25 protein-coding genes and 1 riboswitch are annotated in these 26,811 nt (G+C 69.5%); of the genes, 18 read left to right on the top strand and 7 right to left on the bottom strand.

Going from position 1 to position 26,811, the window contains the following annotated elements:
* The first annotated feature begins 122 nt into the window (after positions 1-122).
* Positions 123-386: a hypothetical protein gene (locus AC1DSZ_RS06695; protein ID WP_476837597.1), complete on the top strand. Its 264-nt coding sequence runs from the start codon at positions 123-125 to the stop codon at positions 384-386.
* A gap of 82 nt (positions 387-468) precedes the next feature.
* Entirely contained in the window at positions 469-2,775 is a 2,307-nt protein-coding gene (locus AC1DSZ_RS06690; protein WP_476837596.1) for a cation:proton antiporter domain-containing protein, read from the top strand.
* A gap of 150 nt (positions 2,776-2,925) precedes the next feature.
* On the opposite strand, the gene AC1DSZ_RS06685 is transcribed toward AC1DSZ_RS06690, so the two are convergent.
* Positions 2,926-3,300 (bottom strand): hypothetical protein, encoded by a 375-nt coding sequence (locus AC1DSZ_RS06685; protein ID WP_476837595.1) that lies wholly within the window; start codon positions 3,298-3,300, stop codon positions 2,926-2,928.
* 217 nt (positions 3,301-3,517) lie between these two features.
* On the opposite strand from AC1DSZ_RS06685, the gene AC1DSZ_RS06680 reads away from it, so the two are divergent.
* The 4 genes from AC1DSZ_RS06680 to AC1DSZ_RS06665 all read left to right on the top strand — a co-directional run bounded on the left by AC1DSZ_RS06680 (position 3,518) and on the right by AC1DSZ_RS06665 (position 8,165).
* The gene (locus AC1DSZ_RS06680; RefSeq protein WP_476837807.1) at positions 3,518-3,967 is read left to right on the top strand and encodes a Ros/MucR family transcriptional regulator; all 450 of its coding nucleotides are present in this window, start codon (positions 3,518-3,520) and stop codon (positions 3,965-3,967) included.
* 399 nt (positions 3,968-4,366) lie between these two features.
* Positions 4,367-4,891 carry a (2Fe-2S)-binding protein gene (locus tag AC1DSZ_RS06675; RefSeq protein ID WP_476837594.1) on the top strand — a complete coding sequence of 175 codons (525 nt, stop codon included), beginning with the start codon at positions 4,367-4,369 and terminating at the stop codon, positions 4,889-4,891.
* Positions 4,888-5,901, top strand: a complete 1,014-nt coding sequence (locus AC1DSZ_RS06670) for an FAD binding domain-containing protein (protein WP_476837593.1) — start codon at positions 4,888-4,890, stop codon at positions 5,899-5,901. Before AC1DSZ_RS06675 ends, AC1DSZ_RS06670 begins: the two co-directional genes overlap by 4 nt.
* Positions 5,902-5,912: 11 nt before the next feature.
* Positions 5,913-8,165 (top strand): xanthine dehydrogenase family protein molybdopterin-binding subunit, encoded by a 2,253-nt coding sequence (locus tag AC1DSZ_RS06665; RefSeq protein ID WP_476837592.1) that lies wholly within the window; start codon positions 5,913-5,915, stop codon positions 8,163-8,165.
* A gap of 107 nt (positions 8,166-8,272) precedes the next feature.
* Here AC1DSZ_RS06665 and AC1DSZ_RS06660 read toward each other — a convergent pair whose 3' ends face one another.
* Positions 8,273-8,593 (bottom strand): hypothetical protein, encoded by a 321-nt coding sequence (locus AC1DSZ_RS06660; RefSeq protein ID WP_476837591.1) that lies wholly within the window; start codon positions 8,591-8,593, stop codon positions 8,273-8,275.
* Between the two features lie 166 nt (positions 8,594-8,759).
* Between AC1DSZ_RS06660 and AC1DSZ_RS06655 the strand changes: the two genes are divergently transcribed.
* Positions 8,760-9,173, top strand: a complete 414-nt coding sequence (locus AC1DSZ_RS06655) for a DUF2177 family protein (protein ID WP_476837590.1) — start codon at positions 8,760-8,762, stop codon at positions 9,171-9,173.
* Between the two features lie 58 nt (positions 9,174-9,231).
* Here AC1DSZ_RS06655 and AC1DSZ_RS06650 read toward each other — a convergent pair whose 3' ends face one another.
* The 4 genes from AC1DSZ_RS06650 to AC1DSZ_RS06635 form a co-directional block, all read right to left on the bottom strand.
* Positions 9,232-10,254: a Gfo/Idh/MocA family protein gene (locus tag AC1DSZ_RS06650; RefSeq protein WP_476837589.1), complete on the bottom strand. Its 1,023-nt coding sequence runs from the start codon at positions 10,252-10,254 to the stop codon at positions 9,232-9,234.
* Positions 10,254-11,219: an MDR/zinc-dependent alcohol dehydrogenase-like family protein gene (locus tag AC1DSZ_RS06645; protein ID WP_476837588.1), complete on the bottom strand. Its 966-nt coding sequence runs from the start codon at positions 11,217-11,219 to the stop codon at positions 10,254-10,256. Before AC1DSZ_RS06645 ends, AC1DSZ_RS06650 begins: the two co-directional genes overlap by 1 nt.
* A gap of 144 nt (positions 11,220-11,363) precedes the next feature.
* A complete protein-coding gene (locus AC1DSZ_RS06640; protein ID WP_476837587.1) occupies positions 11,364-12,110 on the bottom strand; it encodes a glucose 1-dehydrogenase in 747 nt (248 codons plus the stop codon).
* Positions 12,111-12,158: 48 nt separating this feature from the next.
* On the bottom strand, positions 12,159-13,469 hold the full coding sequence (locus tag AC1DSZ_RS06635) for a cobyrinate a,c-diamide synthase (protein ID WP_476837806.1): 1,311 nt from the start codon (positions 13,467-13,469) through the stop codon (positions 12,159-12,161).
* Positions 13,470-13,566: 97 nt separating this feature from the next.
* Here AC1DSZ_RS06635 and AC1DSZ_RS06630 point away from each other — a divergent pair, with 97 nt between their 5' ends.
* The 8 genes from AC1DSZ_RS06630 to cobJ all read left to right on the top strand — a co-directional run bounded on the left by AC1DSZ_RS06630 (position 13,567) and on the right by cobJ (position 23,535).
* Entirely contained in the window at positions 13,567-14,682 is a 1,116-nt protein-coding gene (locus AC1DSZ_RS06630; protein WP_476837586.1) for a cobalt-precorrin-5B (C(1))-methyltransferase, read from the top strand.
* 47 nt (positions 14,683-14,729) lie between these two features.
* Positions 14,730-14,921: riboswitch (cobalamin riboswitch) on the top strand.
* 116 nt (positions 14,922-15,037) lie between these two features.
* Positions 15,038-15,448: a DUF1636 family protein gene (locus AC1DSZ_RS06625; RefSeq protein WP_476837585.1), complete on the top strand. Its 411-nt coding sequence runs from the start codon at positions 15,038-15,040 to the stop codon at positions 15,446-15,448.
* Complete coding sequence (gene cobW, locus AC1DSZ_RS06620; RefSeq protein WP_476837584.1) at positions 15,445-16,488, top strand: cobalamin biosynthesis protein CobW; 1,044 nt, start codon at positions 15,445-15,447, stop codon at positions 16,486-16,488. The genes AC1DSZ_RS06625 and cobW overlap by 4 nt, the downstream gene beginning before the upstream one ends.
* A gap of 4 nt (positions 16,489-16,492) precedes the next feature.
* Positions 16,493-20,053 (top strand): cobaltochelatase subunit CobN, encoded by a 3,561-nt coding sequence (gene cobN / locus AC1DSZ_RS06615; protein ID WP_476837583.1) that lies wholly within the window; start codon positions 16,493-16,495, stop codon positions 20,051-20,053.
* Positions 20,050-21,399 carry a precorrin-3B synthase gene (cobG, locus tag AC1DSZ_RS06610; protein WP_476837582.1) on the top strand — a complete coding sequence of 450 codons (1,350 nt, stop codon included), beginning with the start codon at positions 20,050-20,052 and terminating at the stop codon, positions 21,397-21,399. The genes cobN and cobG overlap by 4 nt, the downstream gene beginning before the upstream one ends.
* A gap of 8 nt (positions 21,400-21,407) precedes the next feature.
* Positions 21,408-22,028 (top strand): precorrin-8X methylmutase, encoded by a 621-nt coding sequence (locus tag AC1DSZ_RS06605; RefSeq protein ID WP_476837581.1) that lies wholly within the window; start codon positions 21,408-21,410, stop codon positions 22,026-22,028.
* Positions 22,025-22,771, top strand: a complete 747-nt coding sequence (locus AC1DSZ_RS06600) for a precorrin-2 C(20)-methyltransferase (protein WP_476837580.1) — start codon at positions 22,025-22,027, stop codon at positions 22,769-22,771. The genes AC1DSZ_RS06605 and AC1DSZ_RS06600 overlap by 4 nt, the downstream gene beginning before the upstream one ends.
* Entirely contained in the window at positions 22,771-23,535 is a 765-nt protein-coding gene (gene cobJ, locus AC1DSZ_RS06595) for a precorrin-3B C(17)-methyltransferase (RefSeq protein ID WP_476837579.1), read from the top strand. Before AC1DSZ_RS06600 ends, cobJ begins: the two co-directional genes overlap by 1 nt.
* Here the strand turns inward: cobJ and AC1DSZ_RS06590 are convergent.
* Positions 23,517-24,263 (bottom strand): cobalt-precorrin-6A reductase, encoded by a 747-nt coding sequence (locus tag AC1DSZ_RS06590; RefSeq protein WP_476837578.1) that lies wholly within the window; start codon positions 24,261-24,263, stop codon positions 23,517-23,519. The two genes, cobJ and AC1DSZ_RS06590, sit on opposite strands and share 19 nt — an antisense overlap.
* Before the next feature lie 122 nt (positions 24,264-24,385).
* On the opposite strand from AC1DSZ_RS06590, the gene cbiE reads away from it, so the two are divergent.
* Genes cbiE through cobM form a run of 3 tightly spaced genes read left to right on the top strand, consistent with a single transcriptional unit; the run spans position 24,386 to position 26,807 of the window.
* Positions 24,386-25,615, top strand: coding sequence for a precorrin-6y C5,15-methyltransferase (decarboxylating) subunit CbiE (cbiE, locus tag AC1DSZ_RS06585; protein ID WP_476837577.1), 1,230 nt, complete (start codon positions 24,386-24,388; stop codon positions 25,613-25,615).
* Positions 25,612-26,028, top strand: a complete 417-nt coding sequence (locus tag AC1DSZ_RS06580) for a cobalamin biosynthesis protein (RefSeq protein ID WP_476837576.1) — start codon at positions 25,612-25,614, stop codon at positions 26,026-26,028. Before cbiE ends, AC1DSZ_RS06580 begins: the two co-directional genes overlap by 4 nt.
* Complete coding sequence (cobM, locus tag AC1DSZ_RS06575; protein WP_476837575.1) at positions 26,025-26,807, top strand: precorrin-4 C(11)-methyltransferase; 783 nt, start codon at positions 26,025-26,027, stop codon at positions 26,805-26,807. Before AC1DSZ_RS06580 ends, cobM begins: the two co-directional genes overlap by 4 nt.
* Positions 26,808-26,811: the final 4 nt, after the last annotated feature.

Here is a 26,811-nt window from a genome sequence, read left to right as displayed (position 1 = left end):
TAATGGAAACTGAAAATACAGCGCCTGGGCTATTCTTTGTTTACCTTGTCGGCGCCAAGGTGGAACTCTGGCCCACGCGGGGCGCTTGATCTAAGCTGCGCGAACGAATCGAGGAGTCTGTGATGCGGGAGTTGTTCGTGTTGGGCGTCGTGGCGCTGGGCTTGGGCGCATGCGCATCCCCGCCGGTCATCAGCCAGCCCTTGATTTCGCTCGACGGTGAGTTTCGCGGTCCCGTGGTGGCGCAGCGCGGCGTGCCAATTTCGGTTCGCTACCAGGGCTATTGCGAGAGCCGCCCGCATCGCTGGCATCACGGCTGGTACCGCGCTTATACGCCCGCTCCGTGCGAGACCGTCACCCGCCGCGCGACCGTGCGCGCGCTTTACTGACGCGTTGCGAGACATAGCGCTGCTCTGACGGATCTTTCGAAGCACTGCACCGTTCTCGTGCACAATCGCCCGAGGATGCAGCGTGCTCCTTTTCCGCCGTCGTGAACCAGCATCCCGCCGATCTCTCTCCGCCTTACTCGCAACTGGTCTGACGCTCGCTTTCGCGGGCGCGGCCTGGGCGGCTTCCGGGCCCGGTGGATCGGGCCCGTCAGAATCGCTGTTCATCGCCCAGGTGCTGGTGCTGATCGTGGTGGGCCGCCTCCTCGGCGAAGCCATGCAGCGGATCGGGCAGCCGGCCGTGATGGGCCAGCTGATCGCCGGCATCATCCTCGGACCGTCAGTGTTCGGCGCCTTGTTGCCCGATTGGCAGCACGCGCTGTTTCCTGCGTCGCGAGAGCAGAAGGCGATGATCGACGCCGTGTCGCAGCTCGGCATCATGCTGTTGCTGCTGCTCACCGGCATGGAGACCGATCTCGGGCTGGTCCGAAAAGTCAGGCGGGCCGCGTTCAGCGTCTCGGTCGCAGGCGTAGCCGTCCCCTTCGCGTGCGGTTTTGCACTGGGCGAGTTCCTGCCTGACGCGATGCTGCCCCGGCCCGAGCTCCGGCTGATCACATCGCTCTTTCTCGGGACGGCCCTGTCGATCTCCTCCGTGAAGATCGTCGCCATGGTGGTTCGGGAGATGAATTTCCTGCGCCGGAACATCGGGCAGGTCATCGTCGCCTCGGCGATCATCGACGATACGATCGGCTGGATCATCATCGCGCTGACCTTCGGGATCGCGCTGCACGGCTCCTTCGAGCTCGCCTCGTTGGCGAAGAGCGTGGTCGGGACGCTGGCGTTCCTGGCCGTAAGCCTCACAATTGGCCGGCGCCTCGTCTTCATGGCGATCCGCTGGGCCAACGACAACTTCGTCAGCGACATGCCGGTGATCTCGGTAATTCTGGTGATCACCGGCGTGATGGCGTTGATCACCAACGCGATCGGCGTCCACACGGTGCTGGGCGCCTTCGTGGCCGGTGTGCTGGTGGGGCAGTCGCCGATCCTCACGCGCCACATCGAGGAAGAGCTTCGCGGCCTGATCGTGGCTTTGTTCATGCCGGTGTTCTTCGGCCTTGCGGGCCTGGGGGCCGACCTCACCATCCTGGCCAATCCGAACATCGCTCTCCTCACGGTCGGTCTCGTGCTGATCGCCAGCGTCGGCAAGTTCGGCGGCGCCTTCGTGGGCGGGTGGTTCGGCGGATTAGGCCGGGCGGAGTCGATTGCGCTTGGGTGCGGCATGAACGCCCGCGGCTCGACCGAGGTCATCGTCGCCTCCATCGGATTGTCCATGGGGGCGCTCAGCAACGATCTTTTCACCATGATCGTCGCCATGGCGGTGCTCACCACCATGGCGATGCCGCCGATGCTCCGTTGGGCGCTGCGCCGCCTGCCGCTGACGCCCGAGGAGGCCGAGCGAATCGATCGCGAGACCTTCGAGGCTCAGGGCTTCATCCCCCGCCTGGAACGACTCTTGGTCGGCACGGACGAAAGCGCCAGCGGACGCCTGGCGTCGCGGGTCGCGGGCCTCCTGGCCGGCGCGCGCGGGCTGCCCGTTACGGTGCTGCGGCTCGGCGAAGGACGCGCGAGCGGGCCCGTGGCGTCGGAAGCCGCCCTGGCCAATGACGTCGGCGCGGAGGCCGTCGTCCGGAAAGCCGCCGCCGTGGCGTCGGACGATCCCGATCGCGATCCCGTCCTGCTCGACGTGGACGTGACCACGCGCGATGCGGACACGCTGGGCCAGGCTGGCGAAATCGTCGCCGCGGAAGCCGCGAAGGGCTACGACCTCCTGATCGCCGGCCTGGAACCCACCATGCGTTCAAAGGGCGGACTCGACGCCCGGGTCAGCGATGTGGCGCTCAGTTTTGGCGGTCCGCTCGCGCTCGTCAGCGCCCGTGGGTCGCATGTGGATGAGCCACTGCGTGGCGATCTCAACATTCTCGTGGCCGTGACCGGCACGGAGGTGTCTCGCCGGGGCGCCGAAGTCGCCCTCGCGCTCGCTCGCGCGCATCGAAGCCAACTCACGGCGCTGTTCGTGCCGGGCGCGCACAACAACAAGGCGCGTCGTCGACGCTTCCGGGCTTTGCGGGGGCAGAACGAGGCTATCCTGAAGGACATCGTCGAACTCGGAGACAAGTTCGGCGTGTCGGTGAGGACGGCGGTTCGCGTGAACATGAGCGCCGAGGCCGCGATCCTGCGGCAGGCCCGAATCGGCGGCCATAGCCTGATCGTTCTTGGAGTGAGCAAGCGGCCAGGGGACGTGGTCAGCTTCGGCCATGTGGCGGGCGCGTTGCTGGAAGATAGCGACAGGTCGCTCGTACTGGTCGCCAGCGGCGCCGCCTCCTCCTCCTGAAATCAACAAAAAAGCCCCTGCAGATGATGATATCTGCAGGGGCCTTTGCGCATCTTGGAGGGGGCATTCCTGTGATGCGCCCCAATAACGCCGGCCAGGATCGCGGGTTCCGGACGGCGCAAAGTTTTTTCCGGCCAAATGGCTGGAGGATCAGCGGCAGAGTTCCAGAACCCGGTCCGTGACGGTCAGGACCTTGCCGTCGTCGAAGTCGATGCCGTCGAGGACGCATTCCTCCTGACGGGAGTTGATCAGGCGAAGGCGGTGTTTGCCGTCGGAAACCCAGCGCAGCGTCCGATCTTCGCCAAAGCGAATCGCCCTTCCTTCCAGGTGATCGGGGCCCCAGTCGCGCCCATGTGACACGTGGACCGCGGCGATCGGCTGGCGCGTCTTGTTGACGATTCGCAGGGATCCCGCGTGGGCAACTGCCGAGCCCGCGACGAGGATGATTGAGGCTGTGATGAGGGGCTTCTGCACGGTCGAGCGTTCCAGGTTGGCGAAATGCGGCGCTGCCGCTGCAGACGACATCATCGTGGCGGCTCGGTGGCGGTGTGAAGCAGACCGAGTCCCCGTGACGAAATGAAGCTGCTCAGCCGGGCGCGCAACCATTGGGTGTATAAATGCCAATGAGCAGCATGGAACTACTGGCCTATATGCAAATCGCTCTATGCAATTAAATCAAGTAAAGCTACATTGCGCTCGCTGAAAAATAAACACGGAGCACATCGTGTCTGAGAACAGCGATATGGTCATAGATCTCGTCGCGGACATCGTGTCCGCATATGTATCAAACAACAAGCTCTCTCGTGAAGAGTTGACGGCTCTGATCGGCAGCGTCCACCAAGCCATGACGGCTGTGGCGACGGGTCGCATCGAAGAGCCCGCGGAAGAGCTTCGTCCGGCGGTGCCGATCAAGAAGTCGGTGACACCGGACTACATCGTCTGCCTTGAGGATGGCAAGACGTTCAAGTCGCTCAAGCGCCACCTGTCGACGAAATACGGCATGACGCCTGCGGAGTATCGCTCACGCTGGGGTCTGCCCGCAGACTACCCAATGGTGGCGCCGAACTACGCGGCTTCGCGGTCGCAGCTCGCGAAGAGCATGGGCTTGGGACAGGCCCGCCGCAAGGTTGCGCCCGCGCCGGCTCCTGCGCCGGCCAAGCGTGGCCGCAAGCCGAAGGCCGCTGCCGAGTGATCCTCAGCGCCCCTCCAGGGGGCGGTGGCGCACAGGAAAGATCCGCAGCGCGTGCCTGCGCCGCTCGCGGCGCTTCGCTGTGGGGCGTCGGGAACCACCTTCGGCCCTCCGCATTGGTCCATGCCTTTGCTGGAGAGCGCCGATGACGTCCCTTCTCCCCGCAGCCTTCGCGGCCATGGCCGCGCCGATCGTGACTTTGCTCCTGGTGCTCATGGTGGCCAGGTCTTGGGACGCTCATCGCTCCCAGCCGGCGCGTGTGCGCGTCGTGAGTCGAGCCAGACCGCGTCGCTAGGCGCTGCATTTCGCCTCAGGAACCATTGCGCGAAACCTCGGTTGAACCCTCCAAACGGCGACGAGCTACAAAGGCTGCGCCGACTGGACCTCAACCGGAGATTTGCCGTGAGCCCGTCTGCTGCAGACGCGTCCGCAAGCGTGGGCGCCATTCCGATCCGCATCACGATCAATGGCCAAAGCCGCGCCTTGCAGGTCGAGCCATGGACCACGTTGCTGGACTTGCTCCGCCTCCATCTCGACCTGACCGGGACCAAGAAGGGGTGTGACCACGGCCAGTGCGGCGCGTGCACGGTGCTGGTCGACGGAAAACGCATCAACTCCTGCCTCACGCTCGCCGTCATGAAGGACGGCGCCGAAATCACCACCATCGAGGGCCTCGCGCATAACGGCGAACTGCACCCCGTGCAGGCCGCCTTCGTGGAGCATGACGCCTTCCAATGCGGCTATTGCACGCCCGGCCAGATCTGCTCGGCCGTGGGCCTGATGAACGAAGGCCACGCCCAGTCTCGCGAGGACATCCGCGAGCTGATGAGCGGCAACATCTGCCGCTGCGGCGCTTATGTGAACATCGTCGACGCCGTGGATCACGCCATGGCGCATGGACAGCAGAATGCGGAGGCGCGGCCATGAACCGCTTCTCCTATGTGCGCGCCGCCTCGGCGGCCGAGGCCGTGAGAGAGTTGGCCGACCCGGCCGCCCGGATCATTGCGGGCGGCACGAACCTCCTCGATCTCATGAAATACGCCGTCGAGAAGCCGGCGCGCCTTGTCGACATCACGCACTTGCCGCTCGCCGCGATCGAGGATGCGCCTGGTGGAGGCGTCCGCATCGGCGCGCTCGTCACCAACGCGGCGCTCGCCTATGACGAGCGTATCGCGCGTGACTACCCGCTGCTGTCCAGCGCCCTTCTGGCCGGCGCGTCGCCTCAATTGCGCAACGCCGCCACCACAGGCGGAAACCTGCTGCAGCGGACGCGCTGCTACTATTTCTATGACCCGGCCACGCCCTGCAACAAACGCGAGCCCGGGTCCGGCTGTTCGGCGATCGGCGGCCTGAACCGAATCCACGCGATCCTGGGCGCGAGCGAAAACTGCATCGCCACCCATCCCTCCGACATGTGCGTCGCCTTAGCGGCCCTGGAGGCCGTGATCCATGTCGAGGGCCCGGATGGCGCCCGCGCAATCCCGATGGCCGATTTCCACCGGTTGCCGGGTGATTCTCCCGAGATCGACACGACGCTCCGGCAGGGCGAGTTGATTACATCCGTCGAGCTGCCGCCGCCGGCGTTCGGCCAGAACCACACCTACCTCAAGCTCCGCGACCGCCTGTCCTACGCTTTCGCGCTCGTGTCGGTGGCGATCGGCCTGAACATGGAAGGGGGAACGATCAAGAGCGCCCGCATGGCTCTGGGCGGGGTCGCCCATAAGCCGTGGCGCAGGCCGGAAGCCGAACGGGCGCTGGAGGGCCAGGCGCCCACGCCCGAGAACTTCGCCCGCGCGGCCGAACTGCTGCTCGAAGGAGCCCGGGGCCACGGCCACAACGACTTCAAGATCGAGCTCGCCCGAAGGGCGATCGGCCGGGCCCTCGGCCAAGCTGCCGAAGCACACCCGCAGTCGCAGACCGACAAGCGCATCCGCTAAGGACCATCGCCATGCACAATGCCGAACATATCCTGGGCGCGCATGTCGGCGCCCCGCGCTCGCGCGTCGACGGTCGCCTGAAAGTCACCGGCGCCGCTCAATACGCGGCCGAATTCCCCGCCGAAGGCCTGCTGCACGGCGTCATCGTGTCGAGCGGCATTGCGCGGGGCAAAATAAAGCGCATCCACACTGGCGACGCAAAGGCGCAGCCCGGCGTGGTCGAGGTTTTTACGCACGAGAACCGGCCCTCCACGGCCTGGTTCGACTACAAGTATCGAGACGAGACGGCCCCTCCGGGGTCGCCGTTCCGGCCGCTATACGACGACGAAATCCAGTTCAGCGGCCAGGCCATCGCGCTCGTGGTGGCCGAGACTTTCGAGGCCGCGAGGGCCGCCGCCATGCTGGTCCGGGTGGAGTACACGCCGGCCGACCACGCGACCAACCTCGATCTGCAACTCGACGAAGCCTACGTTCCTCTCAAGAAGCGCAACGGCATCAAGCCCCCGCCGAAGCCGCGGGGCGATGCCGAAGCCGCATTCGCGGCGGCGCCCGTGAAGCTGCAGAACGAGTACCGGGTCGCGATCGAACACCACAACCCGATGGAGCCCCACGCCACAACGGTGGTGTGGAAAGGCGGCGGCAAGCTCACCATCCACGACAAGACGCAGGGTGCGCAGAACTCGCAATCCTACGTCACCAACGTGTTTGGCCTCTCGACCGATGACGTCGAGGTGATCTCGCCTTTCGTGGGCGGCGCGTTCGGTTCAGGCCTGCGACCCCAGCACCAGCTTTTCCTCGCCGTGATGGCGGCGCTGCAGCTGGAGAGGTCCGTGCGGGTCGAGCTCACGCGCGACCAGACATTCACGCTCGGCTACCGGCCCTACACGATCCAGCAGGTGAGCCTCGCGGCCGATCGGGATGGCAAGCTGCAATCCGTGATGCACAACGCGACGGCCGGAACGTCGCGTTTCGAGGACTACCAGGAAGTGGTCGTGAACTGGTCGGGGCTGCTCTATGACACCCCCAACGCTTCCTTCGACTACCGCCTGGCCAAGCTCGACACCTACACGCCATCCGACATGCGGGCGCCGGGTGCGACGCTTGGTGTATTCGCGCTCGAAGCCGCCATGGACGAACTCTCCTGCGAACTCGGCATGGACCCGATCGAGCTGCGCTTGCGCAACTACGCGGACCGTGACGAGAACGACGACAAGGCATTCACCAGCAAGGAGCTTCGGGCGTGCTACCGGGAAGGCGCGGAGCGCTTCGGCTGGTCGCGCCGCTCGTCGAAGCCCCGCAGCATGCGCGAAGGCCGCGAGCTGATCGGCCTGGGCATGGCGAGCGGCGTCTGGGAAGCCATGATGCAGAAAACCGCGGCCCGGGCGACGCTGACGGCCGACGGAAAGCTGGAAATCGCTTGCGCGACCGCCGACATCGGCACCGGCACCTACACGATCCTGGCCCAGATCGCCGCCGACGCCTTCGGCCTTCCGCTCGATCGGGTCTCGGTGAAGCTCGGCGACAGCTCCCTGCCGAAGTCGCCCGTAGAGGGCGGATCCTGGACGGCGGCGTCGGCCGGAAGCGCCGTGCAGGCGGCCTGCGACAGCGTCAAGCAGGCGTTGCTGACGGCAGCGCGCGGCCTGGAAGGCTCCCCGCTCGCCAATGTGGACCTCGACCGGATCGTGCTTCGCGAAGGCCGCGCCGAGGTGGCGGCGCACCCCGCAGCCGGCCTTTCGATCGAGGAGATCATGCGCGGCGCCGGCAAACAGAAACTTGAAGCCGAGGAAAGCGCCGCCCCCAGCAAGACCGCGATGCTGACGCATGTCGGCTACACGCATTCGGCGGTCTTCGCCGAAGTGAGGGTGGATGAGGAGCTTGGCGTGGTCCGCGTCACCCGCATCGTCAACGCTGTCGCGGCCGGCAAGATCATCAATCCCAAGACGGCGCGCAGCCAGATTCTCGGCGGCGTCGTGATGGGCATCGGCATGGCGCTCGAAGAGGAAACCCTGGTGGATCACCACCTCGGCCGCTTCATGAACCACAACATGGCCGAGTACCACGTGCCCGTGAACGCCGACATCCACGACATTGAGGTCTTGTTCGTGGAGGAGCACGACGAGATGGTGAGCCCGATCGGCGTCAAGGGTCTCGGCGAAATCGGGATCGTCGGCACGGCGGCTGCGATCGCCAACGCGATCCATCACGCGACCGGCAAGCGGATGCGCGAGCTGCCGATCACCATCGACAAGATCATCGGCGCGTGAGGCGCCGCTGGTCGCGCGCCAGGGCAACATTCCGCCAGAGGAATTGCGCCCGCGCGGAAGCAGGAAATTAGCGCTGGCGACCTGATCCAGTCAGGTCGGTTCGCGCCCTAGCGCGGCTTTTGCCGCTGCCAGCCCAATGAACGGGTCGGCTTGTCACTCTTGGCCTTCGACACCCAGAGCGGCTTCTTCGGCTCGGGCGGCTTGGCGGGCGTCGGGAAACGTCCCATGGCGCCGCGGCGCTCGGCTGCCTCTTCGTGCTTCTCCACGATCTCGTAGGGAAAGAGGCGCGCGTGTTCGTGCGCGGCCTTCCGGGGGACCTCGATATCGGCTGCTTTTGCGGCTGCGATCTGCTTCTGCCGCTCGGCTGTTTCGTCGACGTGTCGAACCAGCCGTTTGAGAAAGCGGCCTCTCCATTCCCTGTCGAGCATCGCGGATCCTCGCGCCTGGGCCCGAACCGAGACTAGTCCCAGTTCCTCAACGAGGCCTTTCGAACATCCAGGGTTTGTGGCGCGCCGAATGATGAACAGACGTGATCCAGCCGAGCCCGCCATTCGCACATAGTCGGTCATCCATGCCGGCCGGAGATCGATCGAAATGAAGCGCGCGTTGATCCTGTATGGCTGGGCCTTCGCGGTCATGATCCCGCTCGACCTGTTGTGGCTCGGCGTGATCGCCCGCAAATTCTACGTCGAACAGCTCGGCGCTCTGATGCTCGACCGGCCGAACGTGGTCGCGGCGGTTCTGTTCTACGCGCTCTACGTGGTCGGCGTCGTGATCTTCGCTATCATGCCGGCCGTTCGCTCCGGCAACTGGGTTGACGCGACGCTCTACGGCGCGGCTTTCGGTCTCTTCGCCTACGCGACTTACGACCTCACAAACCTCGCCACGCTGCGCGGCTACTCGCTGACGCTGGCGGTTGTCGATATCGCCTGGGGAATGGCTGTGACATGCGCCACGGCGACCTTCGGATATCTGCTCGCCCGCCACTTCGCGGATCTCTCGCAGTAGCGCCGGACGCCAAAGAACCATCATTTGGTTCATTGGCGTAAGTAGCTGAAAACCCTGCTTAGATTGCGCTTGCGCGGCCGTAAACGGCATCGAGAACACGCGAGACATCGACCAACCGCGCGGCCTGCTCGTCGAACCTCTCGCCGCCAGCCAGCCTCTTTGCCCAGTCCGCTGCGGCTCTTCCGCCCCACGCGTCCGGCGCGGTCGCGAGCGTTTCGCGCGAAGTGCCTCGATAGAGTTCGGCTTCGAAATCGTAGAACGATCCCGCGACGTTCTTGAGCGCCGCTCCGCCGTCTCGTCCGTAGAAGGCGGCCGAGATGATCGCGTCCCGGCCGGCATGGAGCCGCCACGAGCAGGCCAGCTGCACCGCGGCGCCGTTTTCCAGCGTCACGGTCGCGAGAGCGTAATCCTCGACCCGGTCGGTTCGACCGTCGAGCGGCTCTCCGCCCGCAAAGAGCGACGACGTCACCCGGGCGACCGGCGGGAAGTCCAGCGTCCACAGCGCCAGGTCCACGAGGTGGACGCCAAGGTCCATCACACATCCGCCGCCGGACTGTGCCGGATCATAGAACCACGGCTTGTCCGGCCCGTAGGCGTTGTGGAACACGAGGTCGACCGCATGGACGTCGCCCAGCGCGCCGGAGCGGACCGCATCCCGGATCTTCCGCATGCCTTCGGTGAAACGGTAGGAGAAATCCACCCCGAGCAGCCGGTCGGCCGCGCGCGCGGCGTCCACGACGGCCTTCGCTTCGGCCGCCGTCCGGCCGAGCGGCTTCTGGCAGAACACCGCGACCCCACTGTCCAGCGCCTGGATCGACTGCTCGGCGTGCAGCGCGCTAGGCGTCGCGATCACGATTCCGTCCAGGCCCATCTCGAGCATGAAATCGAGCGACGGAGCCACGGCGGCCCCGGGCGCAAGCTTGCGCGCTTCCTCGGCCATCTCGGGGGAGGGATCGGACACGGCCGCGACCTCCACCGCGCCCGTTTCGATGATGGCCTGCATGCGATGCCGCCCGATCCAGCCGACGCCGAGAAAGCCGACCCGCGGTCTTGGAGCTGAAGCGAACGCCGAGCCCGACATCAGAACGTCACCAGCGCTTTGAGGAACCCATCCGGCCGATCCCGTGTGGCGTCCAGCGCTTCTCCGAGCCGCTCGAGAGGGTAGCGATGCGTGTAGAGCGAGGACGGATCCAGGCGACCTGACTCCACCGCCGCGACCGCCTCACGCATGCCCTGCATGTAGATCTTCGGATCGCGCTCATGCGCGTTGATGACGTCGATCCCGCGCCAGTTCCAAAGCCACATGTTGACCTGCCGCGGTCCGTCCTGGTGGTACCCCGCCACGATCAGCCGCCCGCGCTCGCCCGTGATCTCGCCGGCGAGATCCAGCGGCCACTGCTTGCCGACCGCCTCGATGACGCGTTCGCAGAAGGCGCCGCCCGTAAGGTCCTTAACCCGCGCGATAATGGCGTTGTGGTCGTCCATCGCGATCGTCTCCGCCGCGCCCATGCGCCGCGCGAGATCGAGCGAGTAGGGGCGCCGCGAGATCCCGATCACCCGCGCGCCGGCCTGGGATGCGAGCCGGGTCAGGATTGCGCCCAGAAAACCAATGCCCACGATCGCGACCATCTGCCCGGCTTCGATCTGGCTGCGCTTGAAGATGTTCATCGCGCAGCCGAGAGGCTCGCCCGGGAACGGCTGGCCGGCCAGCGCCGCCGGCAGCTTCACCACATTGGCGGCGTCCGCGACGTCATACTCGGCGTAGCTCCGGTAGGAGAGCGCCGCCACCCAATCGCCGGGCGCAACCGCGTCCACGCCCGCGCCGACCGCTTCCACGACGCCCCAGCCTTCATGCCCGAGGTCGCCCGGCTTGGTCGGAAACTCCATCCACTCGGGCCCCGCCCACGGCGTCAGGTTGGAGGCGCAGACGCCGCAGCCCTCAAGCCTGATCAGCACCTGCCCGGCGTCCGGCTCCGGGATCGGCTGCTCGATCACGGCAACCTGCCCAGCCTTCTCGAGAATGGCGGCCCGCATCATCCCGGCCATCAGCGCGCTCCCCGGCCGGCTATGGGCAGGACGGGCGAAACTGGAACTGGAGATCGCATCGAAGGCTCGCGCTTGGAAAACACCAGCGCAAACGCGGCCGGAGGAAAGAAGGTTGCGCGTCGGGCCTGCTGCGTGCGGCCAGCCTCAGATGCAGCGCCCGCCGTCGACCTCCATGGCGATCCCGGTCACCAGAGACGCCTCGTCCGAGCACAGAAACAGCGCCGCCATCGCGATGTCGTGCGGCGTCGAAAGCCGGCCCAGCGGAATGGAGCCGACGAACCGCTTGCGGTTCTCCTCCGTGTCGCCGCCCATGAAGGTGGCGAGCAGCGGCGTTTCGCCCGCCACCGGGTTGATAGCGTTCACCCGAATGCCGAACGGTGCGAGCTCGATCGCCATTCCGCGTGTCGCGCCGATCACCCAGGCCTTGGAGGCGTTGTACCAGGTGAGGTTCGGCCGTGGGCTCACGCCGCCCGTGGACGCGATGTTGAGGATCACCCCCGCCCGCGCGGCCTTCATGCCCGGCACGGCGTAGCGCGCCGCAAGGTAGATCGCCCGCATATTGACGGCCGCGATGCGGTCGAAAGTCTCGTCGTCGATCGTTTCCAGAGGCGCCGGCAGGTGCCCGACCCCGGCATTGTTGACGACGATGTCGAGCCGCCCATGCTGGCGCTGCGCGGCGTCCACCATGGCCTCGACCTCGGCCGCCTTGGTAACGTCCGCCGTAAAGGCGCGCGCCGCCGGTCCGATCGCGGCCGCGACCCGCTCCGCCGCCGCGCCGTCGCGATCGACCACCAGCACGCTCGCGCCCTCGTCCGCGAAGGCCTGCACGATCCCGGCCCCGAAGCCCGAGCCTCCGCCCGTCACGATGGCGACTTTTCCCGCAAGCCTCATGCTCGTTCCTCCCTGCGCGCCGTCTCGAAGCGGCGCTCCCGGGCGAGCTTACTCCTGCGCGATGGCGTGGAAAAAGGATCCTGTCACCCGGCCCCTGCGGCTGCCGGAGGGCGCCGGCTCCGAGCCGTAGGCGTCGCCCGCGAGTGCGAAGGGTTCGTCGCCGCCGAGATCCGTCACGCTCGCATAGTGGAACTCGTGCCCGCGCAATCTCGTGCCGGCTGGGCCGAGCACTCCATCGGCCGCCAGCGTCACGGCGCGGTAGCCGAGGTTCATCTTGCGTTTCGCGAAGCTGGAGCTCACGGAGAGCAGCCCCGCCATCGCGTGGTCCACCCCGGCGGCGTCCGTCAGTACGCGCCCGAGTGTCATGTAGCCGCCGCACTCGCCGTGGACGGGCTTGTGCTCCGCGAAAGCGCGCAGCCCATCCAGGAACTGCGTGGCTGCCGCGAGCCGGCCCGCATGCAGTTCCGGATAGCCGCCCGGAAGCCAGCAAACGTCGCAATTGGCCGCGGGCGCTTCGTCGGCCAGCGGCGAGAACGGGACGATCTCGGCTCCGGCGGCCCGCCATTCCTGCAGCAGATGCGGGTACATGAACGAGAATGCCTCGTCCCGCGCCAGCGCGATCCGCTGGCCCGGCGGCCGCAGGGCGACGCGGCCCGGTCCGAAAGCCCGCAGCGGCGCGGCGGCGGCCTGGATGGCGTCGAGGTCGAGATGCGCCTCCACCATGTCGGCCATGCCGTCCAGCAGCCTGTCGAGGCCGCTCGTCTCGCTGGCCTGCACGAGGCCGAGATGGCGCTCGGGCAGGCTGACGGCTTCCGAGCGGGGCAGGGCGCCGAACACCGGGATGTCCAGCGCTCGCACGGCGTCCGTCACCAGCCGCGTGTGCCGGGCGCTTCCCGCCTTGTTGATCACCACCCCGGCCAGCCGGATCCGCGGGTCGTACACCGCGCAGCCCTTCACGATGGCGGCGGCCGACTGCGATTGGCCGCTCACGTCCAGCACCAGCAGCACCGGCCAGCCCAGCGCGGCCGCCACGTCCGCCGACGAGCCGGACCGCCCGGGCGCGGCCGGCACGCCGTCGAACAGGCCCATCAGCCCCTCGCAAAAGGCGAGATCGGCGTCCGCGGTCGCCTGCGTGGCGAGGCCGCCCAGCATCTCCGGCGACATCGACCAGGCGTCGAGATTGAGGCTCGGCCGACCCGTCGCGGCGGCGTGGAAAGCGGGATCGATGTAGTCCGGCCCGCATTTCGCGCCCGTCACGCGCAGGCCGCGGCGCGCAAAGGCGCGCAAAAGGCCGAGCGTTACTGTTGTCTTGCCGCTGGACGAGCGGGGGGCCGCGATCACGAGGCCGGGCGTGGGCATGGTCATGCCCCATCCCTGCGCGAAATCCGAAAACCCGGCAAGCGCTTCGACGCCGCAAAGCCTTTGCGCCGCGCCCGGGAGGCGCTACCACCATGCCATGAGCCACGCGCCGCCGGAGGACATCCCGCCCGTCGCCAGCCTCCGCCGGGGCTGGACCACCGGCTCCTGCGCGACGGCTGCGACGCGCGCCGCCTTCGAGGCGCTGCACACCGGCGTGTTTCCCGATCCGGTCGAGATCACGCTGCCCAATGGCTCCCGCCCCGCCTTTGCGCTGGCTGTGACCGAACTTGGCGAAGGCTTCGCCCGCGCGGGCGTCGTCAAGGACGCCGGCGACGACCCGGACGTCACCCACGGCGCGCTCGTGCTCGCGACGCTGCGCCGTGGGCCGCCAGGCTCGGGCGTCACGTTCCGCGCCGGCCCCGGCGTTGGCATGGTGACGCGTCCCGGCCTGCCGATCCCTCCCGGCGAGCCCGCCATCAATCCCGTTCCGCGTGAGATGATGCGCGCCGCCGTCGCGGAGGCCGCCGCTCTGCTGGGCGTTTCGGCCGATTGCGAGATCGAGATATCGATCCCGGGCGGCGAGGAGATCGCCAAGCGAACCCTCAACGGCCGTCTCGGCGTGGTCGGCGGGCTTTCGATCCTGGGCACCACCGGCATCGTGACGCCCTATAGCTGCGCGGCCTGGATCCACAGCATCCATCGCGGGATCGACGTGGCGCGCGCCTCCGGCCTCCACCACGTCGCGGGCGCGACGGGGGACACCAGCGAAAAAGCCGTCCAGCGCCTGCATGGGCTGGACGAGATCGCGCTGATCGACATGGGCGATTTCGTCGGCGGCATGCTGAAATATGTCCGCCGCCACCCGGTCGAGCGCGTCACCGTTGCGGGCGGGTTCGCCAAGATGACCAAGCTCGCCCAGGGGCTGCTCGATCTCCACTCGCGCCGGGGCGAGGTCGATCTCGGCTGGCTCTCGGAGCGGTTCGGGGAAGCGGGCGCATCAGCGGGGCAAATCGCCGAAGCCGCCGCGCTGGCCTCCGCCAACGAGGCGCTGCTGCTGGCGCGCAATGCGGGCGTGGATCTCGGGGCCGCGGTCGCCGAAGCGGCCTGGGCCACGGCAGCCAAGGCGCTGGCCGGCTCCGGCGTGGAGCTGGACGTCGTGGTCTTCGACCGGCAGGGCGCGTTGGTCGCCCGCACGCCGTTCCGGCCGGTCTGACGCCGGCGCTCTCGCGGGAAAAATTGACAGGCTTCCTTCCGCACGCCTATCACTGAGGCCGTGATGGTCCCTCGCATGAGGGTGAATAGGGAATGCGGTGAGCCCTCGGGCGATGCCGCAGCTGCCCCCGCAACTGTGAGCGGGTAGCCGAGCGCCGATATGCCACTGGGGCGACCCGGGAAGGCGGCGCACGGCGCCGATCCGCGAGCCAGGAGACCTGCCACCACGAAAACCGATGCTGCGGGCGGGGCGCCTTGCGGGATCGTGCGGCCCAGAGCCGCGAATTCTCCGGGATCGCCGTGCGGTCCCGTCGCGCCCCGATCGAAAGACGCCCACGGGCGGGAGCGCCGAGAGAATGGCTCGCACAACCATCCATGTCTGCGTGACGTGCCGGCTGGCCGACGATCCGCTCGAGGAGCAGCACGGCCGAGCCGGCGCGCGCCTGCACCGCGCCGTCGCCGATCTGGCGGCGCAGCGCGCCGCACCCGTCGACATCATCCCGGTGGAGTGCCTTAGCGTCTGCAAGCGCCCCGTCACGGTCGGCTTCGCGGCGGCCGGAAAGTGGACCTACGTGTATGGCGACTTTCCGGCCGAGGTGAGCGCCGAGACCATCGTCAACGGCGCGCTGCTCTATGCGGAAGCTCCCGACGGATTGATCCCGTGGCGCCAACGCCCGGACATGCTGAAGAAGGGCGTCATCTCGCGCTCGCCCCCGCTCGCGGCGCCCGCCGCTTCCCCGTCGCCCCTGTCTGAGGCCGCCGAATGACCGCGCCTGCTCAATTGTCCAAAGTCCCCGTCACGATCGTCACCGGCTTCCTCGGCGCCGGCAAGACGACCCTGATCCGCCACGTGCTCGAGAACGCCGGCGGCCGGCGCTTGGCGCTGGTGATCAACGAGTTCGGCGACGTCGGCGTGGACGGCGAGATACTGCGCTCCTGCGGCGTCGAGAGCTGCCCTGAGGAAAACATCGTCGAGCTGGCCAATGGCTGCCTGTGCTGCACGGTGGCGGACGACTTCATTCCGGCCATCGAGGCGCTGCTCGCGCATGAGAAGCGGCCGGACCACATCATTGTCGAGACCTCCGGCCTCGCGTTGCCCAAGCCGCTCGTGAAGGCGTTCGACTGGCCGCCCATCCGCTCGCGCCTCACGGTCGATGGCGTGATCGCCGTGGTGGACGGCGCCGCCGTGGCGGCCGGCCGGTTCGCCGATGATCCCGAGGAGGTGCTAGCCCAGCGCGCCGAAGATACCGCCGTTGACCACGACAATCCGCTCGAGGAGGTCTACGAGGACCAGCTGCTCTGCGCCGACCTCGTGATCCTCAACAAGGCCGACCTCATGGACGAGGCCGAACTCGCCCGCGTGTCGGCCGAGATCACGGGCGCGATCCCGCGCGCGGTGAAGATCGTCCCCACCCGCGAGGGCAAGATCGACGCCGACGTGCTGCTCGGCATCGCGGCCGCCGCCGAGGACGATCTCGCCCAGCGCCTGTCCCACCACGACGCCGAGGAAGGCCACGACCACGACGACTTCGACAGCTTCGTGGTGGAGTTGCCCGCGGTCGCGGATCCGGCCGCCCTGGTGGCGCGGCTCGCCGCCGTGGCCGAACAGCACGACGTGCTGCGCATGAAGGGCTTCATGGAGGTGTCCGGCAAGCCGATGCGGCTCCTCGTGCAGGGCGTCGGCACGCGCTTCCGCCACCATTTCGATCGCGCCTGGACCACGGGCGAGCGGCGCCGCAGCCGCCTCGTCGTGATCGGCGAAAAGGGCATCGACCGCGCCGCCATCGAGGCGGCCCTGGCCGCCTGACGCCATGCACCTGCTCCGCACCGAGACGCGCACGCTCGACGAGGCTGAAGCCGCGGTCGATCTTGCGCAATCGCCTGCGGAGCTGGTGTTCCTGAGTTTCACCGACAGCGACATGACGGCGCTCGCCCGGGCCTGGGACGCCGGGCGGGACCGGTACCCCACCCTGCGCATCGCCCCGCTGGCGCAGCTGAAGCATCCCTATTCGGTCGACCTCTACGTCGCCAACGTCGCCGCGAAGGCGCGCTTCGTGCTCGTGCGGCTGCTCGGCGGGCTCGACTACTGGCGCTACGGCGTCGAGGAACTCGGCCGCGCCGCGCGCCAGCAAGGGTTCCACCTCGCCGTGGTTCCGGGCGATTACCGGCAGGACGAACGCCTGGACACCGCCTCGACGCTGCCGCCCGAGGACCTGCGTCGCCTCTGGGGCTGGTTCCACGAGGGCGGCCCCGAGAACCTCGCCAGCTGCCTGGGTTTCCTGTCGTCAACCATCGGCGCGGGGAGGCCTTGGGATGAACCCAAGACTGTGCCGGCCATGGGCGTCAGCGCGGAGCTGAGCCGAGAGGCCCACGCGGTCGCTACAGGGCCGCAGGTTGGAACCCTCTCCCGCGAAGCGGGGAAGGGCAGGGAGGGGGCGGCGGAGCGCCGCGGAGCCGGCCATCCGGGCGTGAACCCCGGCGCCTCCTCTGTCGGCTCCGCCGACATCTCCCCTGCTTCGCGGGAGAGAGTTGCGCTCGTCCCGCCGCGCGCTCTCATCACCTTCTATCGCTCCGTCCTGATGGCGGGCGACACCGCCGCGATCGCGGCGCTCGCCGACGCGCTCGCGCAGCGCGGTTTCGCGGTGACGGCCGCATACGCGTCCAGCCTCAAGGACCCGGCGGCGGCCGAGGGCTTGTCGACGCTGATCGCCCGCGAAAAGCCGGACGTAATCCTCAACACCACGGCCTTCTCGGGCCGCGCCGATAACGGCGGCGGCGTGCTCGACGAAGCCGACGCGCCGGTGCTGCAGGCCATGCTGTCCGGCGCGCGCCATGAGGCGTGGCTGGACAGCGGACGAGGGCTTGGCGCGGCCGATCTCGCCATGAACGTCGTCCTGCCCGAACTCGACGGCCGCATCATAGCGGGCGCGATCTCGTTCAAGGCCGAAGCCGCCCGCAGCGAGGCGCTGGAATACTCAAGCCTTTCCCATCGGCCGGACCCCTCGCGGGTCGCCGCCGTGGCCGACCGCGCCGCCGCCTGGGCGCGCCTGCGCCGGACGCCCGCCGCGGAGCGTCGGATAGCCTGCGTGCTCTCCGACTACCCCCACAAGGGCGGCCGCGCCGGCTACGCGGTCGGCCTCGACACGCCCGCCAGCGTGGCCGCGATCGCGCAGGCGCTGGAGGGGGCGGGGTATGTGGTCGGCGCGGCGCCCGATCCGCAGAGACTGATATCGACGCTGGCGGGCGACGCCGCTGCCCTGGAGCCCCTCTCCCCCAAGGGGGAGAGGGGCAGGGGTGAGGGCTGCCGGGCGTCGGGCTCCGACGCCGCGGCGGCGCTTTCGCTTTCCGACTACAAAGCCCTCTTTGCCGAACTCCCCGCCGCCTTCCGCAACAGCGTTGACGCCGCCTGGGGCGCGCCGGACGCCGACCCCGCCGTCGACAGCGCCGGGTTCCGCTTCCGCGTCGTCCGCTGCGGCAACCTTCTGGTCGCTCTGCAGCCAACCCGTGGCCTGGACCGCGACCGCAAGGCCGACCATCACGATCCGGCGCTGCCGCCCCGCCACGCCTATGTGGCCTTCTACCTGTGGCTGCGGAACGTCGCCGACATCCACGCCATGATCCACTGCGGCACGCATGGCACGCTGGAGTGGTTGCCCGGTAAAGCCGTGGCGCTCTCGGCCGATTGCGCGCCCGAAGCCGTGCTCGGCCCCATGCCGGTGATCTACCCCTTCATCGTCAACAACCCCGGCGAGGCCGCGCAGGCCAAGCGGCGCATCGCGGCCGTCACGGTGGGCCACCTCACGCCGCCGCTCGTGGAAGCGGGCCAGCATGGCGCGGCCGCCGAGGTCGAGGCGCTGCTGGATGAATATGCGGATGCGCAGGGCTTGGACCCGCGCCGCGCCCGCAAGCTCGCCGACGCCATCCTGGAACGCGCCGTTGACACCGGCCTGGCGGACGAAGCGGGCCTGTCGGGGGCGGACGATCCCGAGGACCGGCTCCAGGCGCTCGACGCCTGGCTGTGCGACCTCAAGGAAGCCCGCATCGGCGACGGCCTCCATGTCTTCGGCCAATCGCCCGCCGGCTGGAGCGAGGCGCCCGCCAAAAACGTGGCCGCCTGCGGCCCGGCCGAGATGGCCGCGCTGCTGCGGGCCCTCGATGGCCGCTTCGTCGAGCCCGGCCCCGCCGGCGCGCCATCGCGGGGTCGCACGGACGTCTTGCCCACCGGCCGCAACCTCTTCAGCGTCGACCCCCGCTCCATTCCGACCCGTACGGCCTGGGAGATCGGCCGGCGCACCGCCGACGAGATCGTGACGCGCTACGCGCAGGATCATGGCGACTGGCCGAGGCGCATCGTGCTCGACCTCTGGGGCAGCGCCACCATGCGCACGGGCGGCGACGAGATCGCGCAGGCGCTGGCGCTGCTTGGCGTGAGGCCGGTCTGGGATCACGCGTCCTCGCGCGTGAGCGGCTTCGAGATCCTGCCCCCGGCCGTGTTCGGCCGCCCACGCGTCGATGTGACGTTGCGCATCTCGGGGCTGTTCCGCGACGTGTTCCCGGGCCAGATCGCCCTGTTCGACGACGCGGTGCGCGCCGTCGCCGGGCTGGACGAGCCTGACGACGAAAACCCGCTCGCGGCCGCAAGCCGCGCGGCCGCAGCTGAGCCGACGCGCATCTTCGGAACGGCGCCGGGCGCCTACGGGCTCGGCCTTGGCGAGATCCTGGCCGATGGACAATGGAGTGATCGGGCCGAGCTCGGCGCGGCCTATCTGGCGGCCAGCAGCCACGCCTATGGGCGCGCCGCCGAGGGCGTGGAGTCGCCAGCGGCCTTTGGCGATCGCGTCGCCAGCGCGGACGCCTTCGTGCACGTGCAGGACATGGCCGAGCAGGACGTGCTGGATTCCGACGCCTTCGCCGAGCACGAAGGCGGCTTCGCGGCCGCCGCCGCGAGCCTCGGCGCTGCGCCGACGCTCTACCACGCCGACACCGCCAATCCGGATCGCACCCGCGTCCGCACCCTCGCGGAGGAAGTCGCCAAGGTGCTCCGCTCCCGCGCCACGAACCCGCGCTGGCTGGCGGGCCAGATGCGCCACGGTTGGCGCGGCGCCGCCGAGATCGCCGAAACGGTGGACAATTTGTTCGCCCACGCGGCGCTGGCCGAAGTGGTGCGCAGCGAGCAGTTCGACCTGATGTTCGACGCGTCCTGCGGCGACGACGCGGTCCGGGCCTTTCTGCTGGACGCCAACCCGGCCGCCGCGCGCGCCATCGCGGACAAGTTCGAGGAGGCCCAGCGCCGCGGCTTCTGGCGCCCGCGCCGCAACTCCACCGCCGCCATCCTGGCCGAAATGCGCGCGGACGCGGGAGCCCCCGCATGAGCGCTCTCCCGTCCTCCCTGCGCAAAGGCTGGTGCCCGGGCGCGCTGCGGCCCATGCAGACCGGCGACGGCCTGCTGGTGCGCCTGCGCATCACGGGCGGGATCGTGCCGGCCGGCTTGGCCCGCGCCATCGCGGACTGCGCCCGCACGTTCGGCAGCGGCGCCATCGACCTTAGCGCCAAGGCGAACCTGCAGCTGCGTGGCGTGCGAGACGAGACGCTTGCGCCGTTGACGGCGCGTCTGGAGGCGCTTGGCGTGCTGGATACGGACGCCGACGCCGAGGCGATCCGCAACGTCGTGTCGAGCCCGCTGGCTGGGGTGGATTCGTCAGCGATCCTCGACGTTCGACCGGTCGCGGTCGCGCTTGAACGCAGGCTCAGCGGCGACACCAGCCTGCACGCGCTGCCTGCCAAGTTCGGGTTCCTGGCCGATGACGGCGGCCGATTCGGTCCACACGACGTGTCGGCCGATGTGCGTTTCGAGGCGGTCCCGGCCGCGGACGGGCCGGTGTTCCGGATCCTGCTGGGCGGCTCAGGCGAAACCGCGACCACCATCGCGTCTTGCGCTGCGGATGCCGTGCCGAACGTGGCCGCCGCCATCGCGCTGGCGTTCATCCGCGAGCGAGCGGCCCGCGGCCCGGACGCGCCCCGCCGCATGCGGGCGATGCTGGCGGTGGCCGGCGCTGCTCCATTCACGCGTGCGCTGGAAGCGTGCGCCGGCGTGCTCGACAGCGTTGGGTCGCCCCCGATCCATCGTCCGGCCCCTCAGCCCCTTGGCGTCCTGGACCTCGGCGAGGGCGCATCTGCCTTCGGCGTCGGTGCCCCTTTCGGCCGATGGTCGGCGGACGACCTGGATACTCTCGCCGACTGGGCCGAACAGTTCGACGTCGGCGAGCTTCGCCTGACGCCCTGGCGCGCCATCCTCATCCCCACGTGCGTCCCCTCTCCCACCGGGAGAGGGGCAGGGGCGAGGGTTGGCGCCGAGAATGGGCCTCTGGCTGCCCTAGCTGCCGCCCGCTTCATCACCGACCCGCGCGACCCCCGCCTCGCGGTCGTGGCGTGCCCGGGCGCGCCGGACTGCCTCAACGCCACGACGCGGACGCGGGACGACGCATCCGCGTTGGCGGATGTCGCCCGGCGGCTCGCCCCGGGGGGCGTAACCCTGCACGTGTCGGGATGCCCCAAGGGCTGCGCCCATCCGGATGCGACGGACGTGGCGCTGGTGGGCCGCGACGGGCTATACGACCTCGTTCGGCGGGGCAGGGCCAGCGACCAGCCGGCGATGACGGGGATCAGCGTCGCGCAGGCGCGGACGGCGCTGATGGACGGGGCGGGAGCAAAGCGTTGAGTGGCCGCATGGACTACATCCGCGAAGGCGCGGAAATCTACCGGCGGTCCTTCGCGATCATCCGGTCCGAGGCCGATCTGGCGCGATTCACGCCCGAGGAAGAGATCGTGGCCGTGCGCATCATTCACGCCTGCGGGATGGTGGAGGCGGCAGCCGACATCGCGTTCGCGCCCGGCGCCGCCCGCGCCGCCCGCGCCGCCTTGCAGGCGGGCGCGCCGATCCTGTGCGACGCCCGCATGGTCGCCAACGGCGTGACGCGCGCGCGCCTGCCGGCCAACAACGAAGTGATCTGCACGCTCGACGATCCGCGCACGCCGGGGCTTGCGGCGGAACTCGGCAACACGCGCTCGGCCGCCGCCATGGAGCTGTGGCGCGAGCGCCTGGGCGGCGCGATCGTGGCGATCGGCAACGCGCCGACCTCGCTGTTCCGGCTGCTCGAGATGCTGGACGCAGGCGCGCCCATGCCGGCCGCCGTGATCGGCATGCCGGTCGGCTTCGTGGGTGCGGCGGAGAGCAAGGATGCGCTCGCGGCCGACGGACGCGCGCCCTGGATCATCGTGCGCGGCCGCAAGGGCGGCAGCGCCATGGCGGCCGCGGCCGTGAACGCGCTGGCGGGCGACCCCGAATGAGCGCCTTCCTGCCCACGCAGGCCGGAACCCTGCACGGAGTCGGCCTCGGCCCGGGCGACCCCGAGCTCCTGACCGTCAAGGCCGTGAAGGCCGTGCAGTCGTCACCCGTGATCGCGTGGTTCTGCAAGAAAGGCCGGCGAGGCCACGCGCGGACCATCGTGGACGGCTGGCTGAAGCCCGAGCGTATCGAGGCGCCGCTGGTTTACCCGGTCACGGTCGAAATCCCGTTCGCGGACCCCGAATACAACAACAGCCTCGCGGCCTTCTACGCAGACGCGGCGGAGGCGCTCGCCGTCCATCTGGAGGAGGGCCGCGATGTCGCCCTGCTCTGCGAGGGCGACCCACTGTTCTACGGCTCCTTCATGCACCTTTATGTGCGGCTGAAGGATCGCTTTCGCGTCAGCATCGTGCCGGGCGTCACCGGCATGTCGGGCTGCTGGACGGCTGCCGGCGCGCCAATCACCTGGGGCGATGACGTCCTCACGGTGCTGCCTGGCACCCTGCCGCGCGAGCAGCTGGTGGCGCGTCTCGCCGCCACGGACGCCGCCGTGGTGATGAAGCTCGGCCGCAACTACGCCAAGGTGCGCTCCGCATTGGCCGAGGTCGGCCTGCTGGACCGCGCCATCTATGTGGAGCGCGGCGCCATGGCGGACGAGAAGGTCATGCGCCTGAGCGACAAGCAGGACGACGAGGCTCCGTATTTCTCGATCATCCTGGTGCCCGGCGAAGGGCGGCGGCCGTGATGGGCGCAGGGCGCCTCTGGGTCGTCGGGCTCGGTCCCGGCCCCGCCGAGTGGGTCACCCCGGAGGCGACAGCCGCGTTGGGCGAGGCCACCGATGTGGTCGGTTACGGCCCCTATGTGGATCGCATCGCGCCGCGCGCAGGCCTCGTGCGGCACGCCAGCGACAACCGTGTCGAGCTCGACCGGGCGCGGCACGCCCTCGAGTTGGCCGCGGCCGGACGATCCGTCGCGGTTGTTTCGGGCGGCGACCCGGGCGTCTTCGCGATGGCGGCCGCCATCTTCGAAGCCCTGGAAGCCGGGCCGCCGGAGTGGCGGGCGCTGGATATTCGCGTGTTGCCGGGCGTCAGCGCCATGCAGGCCGCCGCGGCGCGGCTTGGCGCTCCGCTGGGCCATGATTTCTGCGCGATCTCGCTGTCCGACAACCTGAAGCCCTGGTCGGTGATCGAGCGGCGGCTCACCGCGGCCGCGCAGGGCGATTTCGTGATCGCGTTCTACAACCCGGCCTCCAAAGCCAGGCCGGCTCAGATCCACGACGCTTTCGCGCTGCTACGCAGGTTGAGAGACGGCGCCACGCCGGTCGCCTTTGCGCGGGCGGTGGGCCGGCCGGACGAGCGCATCGTACTGACCACGCTGACGCAGGCCGATCCGGCCCTCGCCGACATGAGCACACTGGTGCTGATCGGCTCGAGCGAGACCCGCTTCCTTGACCGGTCAGGCGGCGAGCCGTGGCTCTTCACCCCGCGCCACTACGGGGGTGGGCGATGAGCCTCGATCCAGTCCAGCACGGCCGCGAGCCGATGCTCCACGCGCGCGCCGGAAGGTGGCGGCCTGTCCACCATGATGACCGGCAGCCCCAGCCCGCGCGCGGCTTCGAGCTTGGCGGCGGTGGCCTTTCCGCCGCTGTTCTTTGTGACAACGACATCAACGCCGAAGCTCTGGATCAGCGCAGTTTCGGCCGCCACGTCGAAGGGTCCGCGCGCCAGCACCAGCTCGTGGCGCGGCGGCAACTCGCCGGGCTCGGGAGCGTCGATGCTGCGCACCACGTAGGTGTGCTGCGCCGCCGCCGCGAAGGCCGGAAGGGAGAGGCGCCCTACGGTCAGGAACACCGTCCGGGGCTCGCGCCCGAGAGCCGCGGCCGCGCCCTCCATGTCGGGAACGGCGGTCCAGCGATCGGCCGCAAGCGGCGTCCAGGCCGGACGCGTATGGACCAGCAGGGGAACGCCCGCCTGTTCGCAGGCCATGACGGCGTGGCGGGACATCTGCGCCGCGAAGGGGTGCGTGGCGTCCACGACGGCCTGGACCTCTTCGGCCTGCAGAAAGGCCACGAGACCCTCGATCCCGCCAAAGCCGCCGATCCGCGTCGGCAAGCGGCTCTCCGCCGGCGCGCTGGTGCGCCCGGCGAGCGAGAGAACGGCCTCGATGTCGCGCCGCTCCGCGAGCGCGCCCGACAAGGCGGTCGCCTCGGTTGTTCCGCCCAGAATGAGAACCCGCATGGGATGCGTTCTCGCAGCATTGCGGCCGCACATGCAAGCCCTCCCGCGCGCCCCTTCTCTCGGGGGGAGAAGGGCGCGCACTCTGTGGCAGGAGAGCACAGCCCTTCGATGGAGCCGCGCTCGTGAACGACCATCCGCTCCCATGGCTCTCCATCGTCGGCATCGGCGAGGATGGGCTCGACGGCGTCTCCCCCGCGGCGCGGCGCTGCGTCGAGCAGGCTGAACTCGTGGTCGGCGGCGCCCGCCACCTCGCGCTTGTGGATGGCGTCGGGGCGGGCCAGCGAATGGCTTGGCCGTCGCCGTTCATGGACGCGATCCCGCGCCTGCTGGAATGGCGCGGCAGGGCCGTTTGCGTGCTGGCCAGCGGAGACCCGTTCTTCTACGGCGTCGGCGCGACGCTGGCCCCGCATGTCGCGCCCGGCGAGGTGTTGTGCCTGCCCGCGCCGTCTGCGTTCAGCCTCGCGGCGGCCCGGCTTGGCTGGCCGTTGCAGGATTGCGCCCTGGTGTCGCTGCACGGTCGCGCCTTCGAGCGCATCGCGCCGCATCTGCAGCCGGGCGCGCGCATCCTGGCGCTGAGCTGGGACGAGGCGACGCCCGCCCGCCTCGCCGCGTATCTCGCCGAGCGCCGCATGGGCGCCTCGCGCCTCGTCGTGCTTGAAGCCATGGGCGGCCCGCGCGAGCGCGTGACCCACTCCACGGCCGAGACCTTCGCGATCGCCGCGCTGGACCCGCTCAACCTCGTCGCCATCGAGGTTGTCGCCGAGCGCGACGCGCCCGTGCTTTCGCTCACGGCTGGCCTGCCGGACGCCTGGTTCGAGAACGATGGCCAGATCACCAAGCGCGAGATCCGCGCCATGACGCTCTCGGCGCTGGCGCCGCGTCGCGGGCAGCTGTTGTGGGATGTCGGCGCCGGCTCCGGCTCGGTCGGCATCGAGTGGATGCTACGCTGCCCCGCCATGCGGGCCATCGCCATCGAGGCGCGGCCGGATCGCGCGGCGCGCATCCACCGCAACGCGCTCGCGCTGGGCGTTCCGGATCTCGTGATCCGCGAAGGCGAAGCCCCGGCGGCGCTGGCCGGCCTGCCGAGGCCGGACGCCATTTTCGTCGGCGGCGGCGCCACCGACCCGGTTGTGCTGGACGCCGCCTGGGAGGCGCTGCCGCCGAGCGGCCGTCTCGTCGTCAACGCCGTCACGCTGGAGACCCAGGCGGAGCTGATGCGCCGACACGGGGCGCTGGGCGGTGAGTTGCTCTCCGTGCAGATCGCCCGTGCGGACCGCGTCGGCCCCTTCCACGGCTGGCGCCCGGCGATGCCGGTGGTGCAATGGGCCGTCATCAAGGATGGCGCCGCATGAGCCGGGCCGTCACCGCCATCGGGATAGGCTGTCGCGCGGGCTGCCCGGCTGACGCCATCGTGGCGCTGGTCCGGCGCGCCCTGGCCGCCGCCGCGGTGGCGGACGATGGCTTGCTGGCGATGTTCACCACCGTCGAAAAGCAGGCCGAGCCCGGCATTCCGACCGCCGCGACCGCGCTCGCGATCCCGCTGGTCTATCTCCCGCGCGCAGTGCTTGAAGCCGTCGCGCCCGCCGCAGAGACGCGCTCCGAGCGGGTCGTCGCCCTGTTCGGCGTACCCTCCGTGGCCGAAACCGCCGCGCTGGCCGGCGCCGGCCCGGGCGCGCGCCTGATCTTGCCGCGCATCAGTGCGGACGGGGCGAGCTGCGCGGTGGCGGCCATCCCTCAGCCTGTTGCGGAAGACGTCCAGCCATGACGGTTCACTTCATCGGCGCCGGCCCCGGCGCGCCAGACCTCATCACGGTGCGCGGCCGCGACCTGATCGCACGCTGCCCGGTTTGCCTCTACGCCGGCTCGCTGGTGCCCAAGGAACTGCTCGCTTACTGCCCGCCTGGCGCGCGCATCGTCGATACGGCCGCGATGTCGCTGGAGAGCATCGCGGCTGAATATGAGCGCGCCCACGCGGCTGGCGAGGACGTGGCGCGGCTCCATTCGGGCGATCTCTCGGTCTGGAGCGCCATGGGCGAGCAGATCCGCCTGCTTCAGGCGCGCGGCATTCCCTACACGGTGACGCCCGGCGTGCCCTCCTTTGCGGCAGCCGCCGCCGCGCTGGGGCGCGAGCTCACGCTGCCCGAAGTGGCGCAATCCTTGGTGCTCACCCGCACCTCCGGCCGCGCCTCCTCGATGCCGCCGCGCGAGACACTCACGGCTTTCGCGCAGACCGGCGCGACCCTGGCGATCCATCTCTCCATCCACGTGCTCGGAAAGGTCGTCGAGGAACTGACGCCGCATTACGGGCCGGACTGCCCCGTCGCGATCGTGTTCCGTGCGTCCTGGCCGGACGAGCGCATCCTGCGCGGCACGCTCGGCGGCATCGAGGCCGAGGCGGCGGCGTCGCCGATGGAGCGCACCGCGCTGATCCTGGTCGGCCCGGCGCTGGCGGCCGAAGGCTTTCGCAACAGCGCCCTCTACGACGCCGATTACGCCCGCCGCTTCCGGACCCCCGGCTGGCGCGGCACGGGAGACCCCGCATGACCGA

The sequence above is a fragment of the Alsobacter sp. P4_H11 genome, from assembly GCF_056400925.1.
This window is presented reverse-complemented; position numbering and strand designations above follow the sequence as displayed.